At 67.7% G+C, this 11939-nt stretch carries 12 protein-coding genes; 7 read left to right on the top strand and 5 right to left on the bottom strand.

Annotation, left to right across the window (positions count from 1 at the left end; genetic code table 11):
* Nucleotides 1-131: 131 nt before the first annotated feature.
* From DK419_RS26620 to DK419_RS26600, 5 genes are all read left to right on the top strand, one after another.
* Complete coding sequence (locus tag DK419_RS26620) at nt 132-482, top strand: hypothetical protein (protein WP_245442738.1); 351 nt, start codon at nt 132-134, stop codon at nt 480-482.
* Nucleotides 479-1183: a hypothetical protein gene (locus DK419_RS26615; RefSeq protein WP_109961738.1), complete on the top strand. Its 705-nt coding sequence runs from the start codon at nt 479-481 to the stop codon at nt 1181-1183. The genes DK419_RS26620 and DK419_RS26615 overlap by 4 nt, the downstream gene beginning before the upstream one ends.
* Before the next feature lie 963 nt (nt 1184-2146).
* On the top strand, nt 2147-2362 hold the full coding sequence (locus DK419_RS26610) for a hypothetical protein (RefSeq protein ID WP_109961737.1): 216 nt from the start codon (nt 2147-2149) through the stop codon (nt 2360-2362).
* A gap of 158 nt (nt 2363-2520) precedes the next feature.
* Nucleotides 2521-3252, top strand: coding sequence for a Crp/Fnr family transcriptional regulator (locus DK419_RS26605; protein WP_109961736.1), 732 nt, complete (start codon nt 2521-2523; stop codon nt 3250-3252).
* A gap of 327 nt (nt 3253-3579) precedes the next feature.
* Entirely contained in the window at nt 3580-4287 is a 708-nt protein-coding gene (locus DK419_RS26600) for a Crp/Fnr family transcriptional regulator (protein WP_109961735.1), read from the top strand.
* 1 nt (nt 4288) lies between these two features.
* On the opposite strand, the gene DK419_RS26595 is transcribed toward DK419_RS26600, so the two are convergent.
* The 5 genes from DK419_RS26595 to cyoA all read right to left on the bottom strand — a co-directional run bounded on the left by DK419_RS26595 (nt 4289) and on the right by cyoA (nt 9060).
* Nucleotides 4289-4627 carry a hypothetical protein gene (locus DK419_RS26595; protein WP_208642250.1) on the bottom strand — a complete coding sequence of 113 codons (339 nt, stop codon included), beginning with the start codon at nt 4625-4627 and terminating at the stop codon, nt 4289-4291.
* Between the two features lie 274 nt (nt 4628-4901).
* Nucleotides 4902-5306 carry a cytochrome o ubiquinol oxidase subunit IV gene (gene cyoD, locus DK419_RS26590; protein WP_425352619.1) on the bottom strand — a complete coding sequence of 135 codons (405 nt, stop codon included), beginning with the start codon at nt 5304-5306 and terminating at the stop codon, nt 4902-4904.
* Entirely contained in the window at nt 5303-5935 is a 633-nt protein-coding gene (gene cyoC / locus DK419_RS26585) for a cytochrome o ubiquinol oxidase subunit III (protein WP_109961733.1), read from the bottom strand. Before cyoC ends, cyoD begins: the two co-directional genes overlap by 4 nt.
* A 1-nt stretch (nt 5936) precedes the next feature.
* Complete coding sequence (cyoB, locus tag DK419_RS26580; protein ID WP_109961732.1) at nt 5937-7934, bottom strand: cytochrome o ubiquinol oxidase subunit I; 1998 nt, start codon at nt 7932-7934, stop codon at nt 5937-5939.
* Nucleotides 7935-8013: 79 nt separating this feature from the next.
* Nucleotides 8014-9060, bottom strand: coding sequence for a ubiquinol oxidase subunit II (gene cyoA, locus DK419_RS26575; protein WP_245442737.1), 1047 nt, complete (start codon nt 9058-9060; stop codon nt 8014-8016).
* Nucleotides 9061-9310: 250 nt separating this feature from the next.
* Between cyoA and DK419_RS26570 the strand changes: the two genes are divergently transcribed.
* Nucleotides 9311-10648, top strand: a complete 1338-nt coding sequence (locus DK419_RS26570; RefSeq protein ID WP_109961730.1) for an MFS transporter — start codon at nt 9311-9313, stop codon at nt 10646-10648.
* Nucleotides 10649-10945: 297 nt separating this feature from the next.
* Nucleotides 10946-11575: a tyrosine-type recombinase/integrase gene (locus DK419_RS26565; RefSeq protein ID WP_109961729.1), complete on the top strand. Its 630-nt coding sequence runs from the start codon at nt 10946-10948 to the stop codon at nt 11573-11575.
* The last annotated feature ends 364 nt before the right edge of the window (nt 11576-11939 follow it).

The raw sequence follows: 11939 nt of genomic DNA, 5'->3' as shown, positions 1-11939 counted from the left end.
AACGACTCAACAGCTGGAGAAGCTAGGCAATGCAACCAGCAGGTGGATGCCGACTGGAGCACACTGACAACACGGGAGCCACCTTACCGAGCGTTGGCATCTTCTGGGGCGTGCCGGACGGCGGGCGCACCGTGCTGGTCACCGACCGCACGCCCATGACCGAAGCGGAGATCTACGGCGACTGCCTCACCCACCCGCGCGGGCACCACGAGGTCTGGGAAGCATGGCGCAAGCTCGGAGCCACGGCGCTGCGCCGCCGTGGCCTGCCGCCGACCATCGTGAATCACGAGTACGAGGCGTTCCCGCGCGGGCGGGTGGTCTACATGCGCGAACCGGCGCTTTTCACCCTCTACGCCGACCGGCACCTGCAACGGCCGGAGACGGTCACCAACATCCTCCGGCTTTTCGGCCTCGCCGGCGAGCGACACACGGTGCGTTCAGACGTGCACTATCGGACCCGGGACGGAGGGCAGTTCATATGACCGCCAGCTCGGCCGAGATCGAGGCACTACTGTTCGACGGCAACGACCTCAGCAACCCGACGCCCGGCATGCTGCCGGCCATCTTCCGCGACATCATCGGGGGTCTCGACGCGGCTGGCCTCGCCTACGCCGTGGTCGGTCGCATCGCCCTGGCGCTTCATGAGCAGGCCCGCTCCGTACGCGAGATTGAGATCGTCGTAGCTCTCGCTGCAGACGAGCACGAACGCATCGCGGTCCTCACACGAGCGACCCAGGAACGATTCGCGGCACACCTGGACCCGCGGCAGTGCGAGCACCCCATCGTCCTGACGCTGAGGCCCAGCACCTGTACAGTCGAGGCACAGTTGCTGGCGGACGCGATCACCCGCCAATGGTTCGGCGTCCAGGCAAGGCTGGCAAGCGCGGAGCACCTGCTTTGGCTGTGGTGCCACACCGAGGGTCCCGACCATACCATGAACGCCAGTGCGCTCATCGTGGGCGGCACGGTCGACCTCTACTGCGTACGGGGTCTGCTGCGCACGACAGACGACGTTGAGGAAAGCGGTCAGCGACGACTGCGGCTGGCAATCGGCGACGCGGTCCTGTCGACGACGTCCTCGTTCAGCCGGTTCATGACAGAGCGGCGCACCCGGCTCGACCCGAACCGCGTACCGATCTGGCAGCTACAACGAGCGAAGGCCGCGGACAGCGGCGAGCGCTGAGCGTCCAGCCGTCCGACATGCCAGCTTCGCATCGCTGCGTAGGGCGACCGCGTCCACGGCTGTTTCGCGCCTGTCGCGACCACTACATCACAACGAAAATCACCCCAGGCGGAGGCAGACGAGTTGGACCGGTAGGCCCCCCTGCCGCCTACGTCGCCTTTGCCGGTGGACGCCAGCGTACCTCCGGCGAGCGGATGAGTACCCCCTTGGCCCCCGGCACCTCTGCCACCATGCCCTCCGACTTGGCACTCTCGAGCTCTCCGCCCGGCTGACCTCAGCACCGAGACCACCCGACCCGGACCATCGCCGGTTTTCCGCCGATCCCGACCACGCCAAGTGTTTGAAACTTGGCACCGCTCGACGGGCCGGTTCTGCCTACATACGGCCTCGACGGCGGCCAGCGACCTGTAGCTCGCCCCCGTGAGAGAAGCGGGTCCCGATTCCGCAGAACTGGGCGAGGCTGACGCGAACTCGTGACCCCTTACGGACATTCTGGAGGCTGCAGCTGAAGGTCCGAATGGGGTCGAGAGCGGCGGTTCGGCGCCTGTCAGCCAGAGGTCAGCTCATGGCGCACAGCGGCACAAGCGGCATGCGAACTCCTAACCCCTTGCGGACATTCGACCTGTGCCCGTCGAAGGTCCGGAGGGGGTGGACTGCGGAAGCTGACCCACCACCCGCAAGTGGACGTTCTGCAATGCGCCTGTAACGGTCGTTGAGGTGAACCTGACCGTACACCGAGAGCGGACGTAGTGGGCGCGAAGGGGTCGACCATGGATCGTTTCTAGGTCGGCATGATGCAGGGCTGGGGATTCCAGGCGACCTTTCCTTCGCGACGCCGAGCCAGTCCGCAACCAAGTCGGTGGTGACGCTCGACTGCGTAGCCGTATGCATTGCGCTGGATCAAAGCGCGGGACGGCGAAACCGGCAGGACTTTGGCCTGTCCAACCGGAGGCGGGTGCCACGATGCGCGAATATCTCGTCACCTTTCACAAGATCGTCCTGGACGGCGCCGGGCGCGACCGACACGTGCTGCAACGCCGCGCGCGGGTCCGTGCCCGATCGGACGTGGGTGCGGCCTGGGAGGCCAAGGCGATCTTCTGCCGAGCCCTGGGCATTCCGGACTGGCGGCTGCTCGCCGACACCTGCGAGGTCGTGGCCTTGGCGCAGTCCACAGCGTAGCATTCGGGTGACGGCGGGGTGCGACCGTCGCGGGGCGAGGGTGCTCGCGGTGCCCGGCGCGGGGAAGCCGCATGGGAATGGTGGCGGGTCTCGGGTAGGCGTTCCGGTCGAGGATCGGGTAAGCTCGCGTTTCCGTGAGGAAACCCGGGGGCTGCTTGATGCCGAGCGAGACTTGCGCGCCAGACCAGCACCCGTGCCGGCACGGCCGGACCGAGGGGGGGTGCGCTGAGTGCAGGGTCCGCCTCGTCAGCGTCTGCGCTGCACTCACCGGCGACGAACTCGACGAACTCGAAGGGCTCAGCCGGCACGTCGCGCTCGATGCGCGCCAAACCCTCTTCTCGCAGGACGAGGAGGCGACCGCCGTCTTCAACGTCACCGAAGGGGCGGTGCGCCTCTCGCGCCTGCTTCCGGACGGGCGCCGCCAGGTCATGGGCTTCGCCCTCGTCGGGGATTTCCTCGGCCTCGCGCTGCCGGAGCGGCAGACGGTGACCGCCGAGGCGTTGTCGCCCGTCGCCGTCTGCCGCTTCGAGCGGCGGGCGTTCCAGGCTCTCGTGGCGCGGAAACCGCATCTGCTGCAGCGCCTGCACGAGCGCGCGGGCTACGAACTCGGCCTCGCACAGGATCAGATGATGCTGCTCGGCCGCCGCGGAGCGGAGGAGAAGGTCGCGACCTTCCTGCTCGCGCTGCGCGCACGCTACGCGCGGATCGGCCTGACCTCTGTGACGCTGGAACTGCCGATGGGGCGGCAGGACATCGCCGACCACCTCGGCCTCACGATCGAGACGGTGAGCCGTACGTTGACGCGCCTCGACCGCGAGAAGGTCGTCCTGATCGTGCCCGGCGGCGTCCGCCTGCTCGACTTGGGCCGGCTCAAGCACCTCGCCGGGTGAGGAAGCCGCCCTGCGGGCGCGGGGCCTCGGGTACGAGGCACGATCCGCCTTGATCTGAATCAAGGAGGTGGAACGTCGGCGGGATCAGCTGGAAGGCGTCGATCCCGGAGATCCCGATGCCCCCTCCCACGCGTGCCGGCCTTCCTCGCCGGAGCCCGGTCCGTCGTGAGCCCTCCGTTGGCCCGACCCGGGCGCTCGCCTCGACGCGGCGAGCACCGGCACGGCCTCGGGCGCAGGCGCCATGCCTTGCCCCGACCACCGACGACGCGTGTCGCGCGCTCCGCGCACGAAGCGGAAGCCCGCGCCAGTGACCCAAGGACCGGACCAGTGTCGATCGATGTCTGCGCGGGCTGCCCCGTCCGCGACCGTGCGCTGTGCCGCTGCCTCGACGACGAGGAGCGCGTCGTCCTGACCGGCCTCTGCCAGCGCCGCCGCGTCGCGGCGGGTGAGACCGTGATGTGGGCGGGCGACGACAGCCGGATCTGCGCCAACCTCCTGTCGGGCGTCCTGAAGGCCGTCGCGGCGACGGCCGACGGACGCGAGCAGATCGTCGGCCTGTCGTACCCGGCGGACTTCGTCGGCGAGCCCTATGCGGCCGAGATCGGTTTCACCGTCACGGCGCTGACCGACGCGGAGCTGTGCACGTTCCCGCGGCGCCCGTTCGAGCGCTTCCTGGAGCAGCACGCGCGGATGGGGAACCTCCTGCTCCAGCACACGCTCAAGGCGTTGAGCGAAGCCCGCGCGCGCATGCTGACGCTGGCGCGCCTCTCCGCCGGAGAGAAGGTGGCCGGGCTCCTGCTCGACATGGCCGTGCGAGCGGGGACGTCCGCGGGCCGGCCGGGCCTGGAGGGGCCGGTTACGTTCGAGCTTCCGATGACGCGCGGCCACATGGCGGACGTGCTGGGGATGACGATCGAGACGGTGAGCCGGCAGCTGACGAAACTGAAGGGCGCCGGGGTGATCGTCCTGTCGGGCGCCCGGACCGTCACGATCGTCGATGCGCGCGGGCTCAGGAGGCGGGCCGTGGCGGCGTGAGTCACGCCGTCCGGCGGCACAGGCCGTCAATGAGCAGGGATCGGCCCTCGGCCGTCAGGCGATGCCGGCCGAGCGTCAGGACCGTGAGGATCTCCAGCACCATCGCCTGTCGGCGCGCCGCGAAGAAGCAGCGCAGCATGTAGCCGAGCGCGTCGGCGGAGATTCTGCCGGCCGCGGCGTCGAGCACAGCCAACAGGTCCCCGGCGTGGACGAGATCGTCGGTGCGGCGTGCCTCGACGTGACGGAGCAAGGCCGCGGTCAGGACGTCGGGAACGCCGGGTCCGAGCATCCCGGCAAGGTCGGCGGTGCTCGGCCCGTCCTGTCCGATGAAGTCGTTCAAGGCCGAGCGGAGTCGCTCGGCCTCGTCCGCGATCGGCCAGGTGGGGAGCCCGTCGGCGCAGGCTTCGAGGTGGTCGCACAGGCCAGCCGAGCGCGTATGCCGCGCCATGAGGCGATGGAGTTCCGCCTCCGCGATGAGGCCGGAATGGTCCGCGAGGGGGGCGGGAGGTCGAGGCGATCCCATGAGGCGATCCCGGCTGTGAGACTCTTCCGGGCCGCATCGGCGCCGGACGCAGGAGGAGCCGAGGCATCCTCCGCATCCGGCCCCGGCGCGGTCAGTGCATCGGCGCCGCCGCGGCGTCCGGCATCGGCATCATGTTCACGTTGAGATGGTACATGACCCAGATCGACCCGCCGATCGTCAGCACCACGATCACCGCCGTGAACAGGAAGGCGAGCAGCGTCCAGCCGCCCTCCGAGCGCGTGTCGAGATGGAGGAAGCTGACCACATGGACGACGATCTGGATCAGCGCGAGGGCGAAGATGATCGCCGTCGTCACCCGCGCATCGGGCAGCGCCCGGGACATCACGAGCCAGAACGGCACGACCGTCAGCAGGATGGAGAGCGCGACGCCGATCCGGTAGCCGCGCCGGCTCCCGTGCCCTTGCCCGTGCCCATGCGCGTCTTGGCACGCGTCGCCCGAGGCGCCGTGCATCGTCGGGGCGGAATGCAGGCTCACCGGATCACTCCATGAAGGTAGACGAAGGTGAAGACGCCGATCCAGATGATGTCGAGGAAATGCCAGAACATCGACAGGCAGATAATCCGGCGCCGCATCGCGCTGGTGAGTCCGTGCTGGCTGAGCTGGACCAGCATCGTCGCGATCCAGATCAGTCCGACGGTGACGTGCGCGCCGTGCGTGCCGACCAGGGTGAAGAAGGCCGACAGGAACGCGCTACGCTGCGGGCCGGCCCCGTCCGCGATCAGGTGCGAGAACTCGTAGAGTTCGACGCCGACGAAGGCCGCGCCGAGCAGGCCCGTCACCGCCAGCCAGGCCCGCGTCGGGCCGACCCGTCCCGCCTCCATGTGGGGGATCGCCTGCCCGAAGGTGATCGAGGAGGCGAGCAGAAGCGCGGTGTTGAGGGCGACCAGCGGCAAGTCGAACAGCTGGCGTGGCCCCGGACCGCCGGCATAGGCTGTGCTCACCACGCCGTACATCGCGAACAGCGAGGCGAAAATGAGCGCATCGCTCATCAGGTAGATCCAGAAACCCAGGAGCGTGGCGCCCCCGCCGTGGTCGTGCTCCTCCGCTCCGGTCTCGTGCCAGGCGATCTCGGGCTCGCCCGCGTTCCATGCGCGATCGGTCATGTCAGGCTCCCCGGCCGAGCGGCGTTCCGCGCTCGCCCTCGGTCGCCGCGACCGCGTCGGCCGGGATGAAGGTGTCGCGCGCGAAGTTGAAGGTTTGCCCGACCGCCACGGCGAGCAGGGCGAGGAAGCTCGCGGCGGCGAGCCACCAGATGTACCAGACCATGCCGAAGCCGAGGCCGAGCGACAGGCCGGCGAGGATCACGCCCGTGCCGGTGTTGCGCGGCATGTGGATCGGGCGGAAGTCGCGCGTGGGCCGGGCGTAGCCGCGGCTCTTCATGTCGTACCAGGCGTCGAGGTCGTGCACGACGGGCAGGAAGGCGAAGTTGTAGGCCGGGGGCGGCGAGGCGGTCGACCATTCGAGCGTGCGGCCGTCCCACGGGTCGCCCGTCGTGTCGCGCAACGCGGCCCGGTTCACGAAGCCCATGACGATGCTCATCACGAAGCCCAGGATGCCGACCAGGATGACGAGCGCGCCGATGGCCGCGATGACGAAGTAGGGCTGGAAGCTCGGATCGTCGAAATGGCGCACGCGGCGCGCGGTGCCCATCAGGCCGACCACGTAGATCGGCGTCCAGGCGACCCAGTAGCCGACGACCCAGCCCCAGAAGCCGACCTTGCCCCAGAACGGGTCGAGCCTGAAGCCGAAGGCCTTGGGGAACCAGTAGACCATGCCGGCGAACAGGCCGAACACGACGCCGCCGATGATCGTGTTGTGGAAGTGCGCCACGAGGAACAGCGAGTTGTGGAGCACGAAGTCGGCGGGCGGGATCGCGAGCAGCACGCCGGTCATCCCGCCGACGACGAAGGTCAGCATGAAGGCGACGACCCACATCATCGGCAACTCGAAGCGGATGTCGCCGCGGTACATCGTGAACAGCCAGTTGAAGATCTTCGCGCCGGTCGGGATCGAGATCACCATCGTGGCGATGCCAAAGAACGAATTCACGCCGGGCCCCGCCCCCATCGTGAAGAAGTGATGCAGCCAGACGAGGTAGGACAGCAGCGTGATGACGACGGTGGCGTAGACCATCGACGTGTAGCCGAACAGGCGCTTGCCGGTGAAGGTCGAGGTGATCTCGGAATAGATGCCGAACGCGGGCAGGACGAGGACGTAAACCTCCGGATGGCCCCAGATCCAGACCATGTTCCAGTACATCATCGGCGCGCCGCCGCGGTCGTTGGTGAAGAAGTTCGTGCCGACGTAGCGGTCGAGCATCAGCAGGAAGAAGGCGGCGGTGAGCGCGGGGAAGATCGCGATCGCCAGCACGTTCGAGCAGAGCGCGGTCCAGCAGAACACCGGCAGCTTCATCATGGTCATGCCGGGCGCGCGCATCTTGACGATGGTGGCGACCATGTTGATCGCCGACAGCGTCGTGCCCACGCCCGCGATCTGTAGGGACCACAGGTAGTAGTCGACGCCCGTATCCGGACTGTAGTCGAGGCCGGCCAGCGGCGCGTAGGACAGCCAGCCCGTGCGGGCGAACTCGCCGACGAACAGCGAGACCATGGTGAGGACCGCGCCCGCGGCGGTGAGCCAGAAGCTGAGGTTGTTTAGGTACGGAAAGGCGACGTCGCGCGCCCCGATCTGGAGCGGCATCACGAAGTTGATGATGCCCACCACCAGCGGGATCGCCACGAAGAAGATCATGATCGTCCCGTGGGCGGTGAAGATCTGATCGTAGTGGTGGGCGGGCAGGTAGCCCTCGTTCGCCCCGAAGGCGATCGCCTGCTGCGCGCGCATCATCAGCGCGTCGGCGAAGCCCCGCAGCAGCATGACGATGCCGAGGATCACGTACATGATGCCGATCTTCTTGTGATCGACGCTCGTGAACCATTCGCGCCAGAGGTAGCCCCAGAGCCGGTACCACGTCACCGCGCCGACGATTGCGAGGCCGAGGAGCACCACGACGGCGAAGGTGCCGAGCAGGATCGGCTCGTGGATCGGGAAGGATTCCCAGGTCAGACGTCCGAAGAGTGTCTTCAGATGGATGTCGGTCATGACGGTCCCGATGAGAAAGAGTCGATCCCGCGCATCGCGTGCCCGCGCAAGCGGAGGGATGGAGGGGCAGGGCGCCGAATTACTGGTGGTCGCGGTTGTGAGCGCTGCCCGGCTCGAGCGCGCCGGGGGGATCGGACTGGGCAGGCGCGGTGACGTTCGGGCCGGAGCCCTTCTCCTCGGGCGCCTTGTCCAGGGCAGGCTTGGGCTTGCCGCCGACGAGCGGCTCCGCTGCGCGTCCGGAGCGCATCGCCGCCCCCCCATGCGGGTGCGCGCGGTCTCGACCCGGCTCCCTATCCGCCTCCATGTCGCGGCGCATGAGGTCGATCATGCAGGGCTTGCCCGGCTCGACGCAGCGATTGAGCGTACGGTCGAACAGCCCCTCCTCGACGGAGGCGAAGCGCATCGCCGGCACCCGCTCGCTCGGCTTGATCAGATCGACGAGGTTCGAGAGCGCGAGGCTGCCGCCTTCGGCCTTCACCGCCGACACCCAGCGGTCGAAGTCGGCCGCCTCGACGCCGCGCAGCTTGAACCGCATGTCGGAATAGCCGCGGCCGGTGTAGTTGCCCGAGTAGCCCCAACTCTCGCCGGGCTTGTTGAGCACGGCGTTCAGCTCCGAGCGCATGGTCGGCATGGCGTAGATCATGCCGGCAAGCGTCGGCGCGTAGAATGTGTTGAACTGGTCGCTCGCGGTGATCGCGAAGCGTACCGGCACGTTCACCGGCAGCGCCAGTTCGTTCACGGTGGCGATCCCGAGATCGGGGTAGATGAACAGCCACTTCCAATCGAGTGCGACGACCTGGACGTTCAGCGGCTTCGTGCCGGGCGGAACGGGAACGCCCGGCGCGAGGCGCTCCAGGGGCCGGAACGGATCAAGCAGATGCGTGCTCGTCCAGGTCACCGCGCTCAGCGCGATGATGATGAGCAGCGGGCAGGACCAGATCACCAGTTCGAGCGTAGTCGAGTGGTCGAAGTCCGGATCGTAAACCTTGTTCGGGTTGCCCCGCCTGTAGCGCCAGGCGAACAGCACCGTGAGCACCATCACCGGCCCGATGATGAGCAGCATCACGCCGACCGAGAACAGGATGAGGTTGCGCTGCTGCAGCGCGACGTCTCCGGTCGGGTTCATCACCACCATGTCGCAGCCGCCGAGACAGAGCGGCGAGAGCGCCAAGAGCGCAAGACGGGCGAAAGCCCGTTCTGTAGGACTGAATGCTGGGTCGGACATGGCCGCCGAAATAGCTTGCGCGGGCGCCCGCCGACTTTGACCGCGGTCAAATCTCCTCGGATCGCCCGCTGTTAAGGCCGTGGGGGAACCGATCGCCGCCGAGGCGCGGTCCGCCCCCTATGGGGCGCGGACGTTTGAGGAGACCGAACGGATGGCAGCCACGACCGCCGGACCCGCGAGTTCGACGCCGCTGGAGCGCGACGCCCGGCTCGTCAACGCGCGCGAGCACCGCATCCGGCCCGGTGAAGTCGCGGTCGGCGTCATCATCGGACGCTCGTCGGAGTTCTTCGACTTCTTCGTCTATGCCATCGCCTCAGTGCTAGTGTTCCCGTCGCTGATCTTTCCCAACGCCGACGCCCTGACCGGCACGCTCGCCTCCTTCGCAATCTTCTCGCTGGCCTTCGTCGCCCGGCCCTTCGGCGCGCTGACGTTCATGGCCATCGACCGCCGGCACGGGCGGGGGGTCAAGCTCACGGCGGCGCTTTTCCTGCTCGGGGGATCGACGGCGGCCATGGCGTTCCTGCCGGGTCACGCGCAGGTCGGCGGTCTCGCCGCGATCCTTTTGGCGATCCTCAGAATCGGGCAGGGCTTCGCGCAGGGCGGCACCTGGGATGGCCTGCCCGCGCTGCTGTCGCTCAGCGCGCCGCCGGAACGGCGCGGCTGGTTCCGGATGATCCCGCAACTCGGCGCACCGATCGGCATGTTCGTGGCGAGTGCCCTGTTCGCGTTCCTGCTCGCGACGCTGAAGCCGGTGGATTTCCTCGATTGGGGCTGGCGCTACCCGTTCTTCGTCGCCTTCGTCATCAACGTCGTCGCGCTGTTCGCGCGGCTGCGCCTCATCTCCACCCCCGAGTTCACCCGGCTCTACGAGAGCCGAGAGTTGCAGCCGTCCCACCTGTCGGACCTCGTGCGCGAGGAGGGGCGAACGGTCGTCCTAGGTGCGTTCGCCCCCCTGGCGAGCTTCGCGCTCTTCCACCTCGTCACGGTGTTTCCCCTGTCGTGGGTCGTGTTGGCTGGAGGCAACGCACCCTTGCGCTTTCTAGTGATCGAGCTGGTCGGGGCCGGCGTCGGGCTGGCGACCGTGGCGCTGTCCGGGCTCCTCGCGGATCGGCTCGGGGGGCGGACCGTGCTAGGACTCTCCGCGGTGCTGATCGGCGCCTATGGCGGCTTCGCGCCGCGGCTACTCGACGCGGGGCCCGTAGGCGAATGGACCTACGTGCTGCTGGGTTTCGCCCTCCTCGGGCTCGCCTTCGGCCAATCCTCGGGTGCGCTGAACGCCAGCTTCTCGGCCAAGCACCGCTACACAGGCGCGGGCACAACCGCGACGGCCGCTTGGTTCATCGGCGCCGGCTTCGCACCGCTCGTCGCCCTCTGGCTCGCGAGCACCTTCGGCCTATGGTCGGTCGGCGCCTATCTCGTCTCCGGTGCCATGTGCACGCTCGCAGCCCTTGGGCTGAACTGGGTGCTGCATAGAACGCCAACGCGATGAAACCTGGGTCTTCGACCGCCTATTGAGGCGCCTCGCGCGTCCACCGGTAGCGGCGCGTCCGCTTCGTCCGCCTACGTTTCTACAATCGGTCGCTCCACTCCAGGCCAAGCTCGACCACTTCGACCTAATTAGATTGCCGTAGGGCAGACCTTCCGAAAGTCCGAGAGGGGTCGGGGGCAGCGGTTCAGGCCCGCCGTCGCCAATGTCAGCTTATGCTGCAGATAACCGTCATTCGAGATTGGGCTTAGCGGCATTATCGGGTTCCTCATGACGAGCTCCTCAACCTAGGAGCTTGTCATGCCCGAAGTCGTTACCGTTCCCACCAGCACACGTGTTCCCTGGAACCGCGGCCGTATTGTCGGACCCAAACCGCCCTTGAAGCCGAAGCACATCTGGGCCCTGCGCACGCGCCTTCAGCTCGCCAACCGCACGCGAGACCTTGCCCTGTTCAACCTTGCCGTCGACAGCAAGCTGCGCGGGTGTGATCTCGTCGGCCTGCGCGTGGGCGACATCCACCTGGGCGACGCCGTACGTCTCCGAGCGACCGTGTGCCAGCGCAAGACCGGCAGGCCGGTTCCGTTCGAGATCACCGAGCCGACGCGCGAGGCTCTCACGGCTTGGCTGACTACGCGCAAATTGAAAGCCAGTGACTGGCTGTTTCCAAGCCGGAGTCGACTCGGAGAGCATCTTACGACGCGCCATTATAGTCGGCTGGTCGACCGTTGGGTCGCCTTGATCGGCCTGGACCCGTCAGCCTTCGGTACGCACAGCCTGCGCCGCACGAAGGTCGCCCTGGTCTACAAGCGAACCGGCAATATCCGAGCCTGCCAGCTGCTCCTTGGCCATACCAAGCTGGAGAGCACGGTTCGCTATCTCGGCATTGAGGTTGACGACGCGCTGATCCTCTCGGAGCAGACCGAAATCTGATCCAAGCGCCGCGGTCGAAATGGCCGCGGCGTGCCAACAGAATGGTCGCCCCCCGGGTTGCCAAATGACCCCTTGCAGACCTTCAAGCCTGGGAGCCCAGAAGTCTGCTTGGTAGGAAGAAGCGGACCTATGAGCGGTGGCCACGACATCAGCAGGTCGTGGCACATTAGCGACCTGTCGTGAGATGGATGGCCCCTCCCGGACGCATGGCGATGTGCGGAGCCCTCGGCACCAACATGCGCAACCCGACTGCCACCATCGCACCATGGAGGCTCGGGAAGCCGACCAGGACCTCGTGGGGCGCGAAGGACCCGGTTACGCCTTCCAGTCGGACTTCGAGGCATTGACGCCGGCCTTCCGCCGA

Source organism: Methylobacterium terrae (assembly GCF_003173755.1).
Taxonomy (GTDB): domain Bacteria; phylum Pseudomonadota; class Alphaproteobacteria; order Rhizobiales; family Beijerinckiaceae; genus Methylobacterium; species Methylobacterium terrae.
Note: the sequence above shows the minus strand (reverse complement) of the source record. Positions and strands in the feature narration are given on the sequence as shown.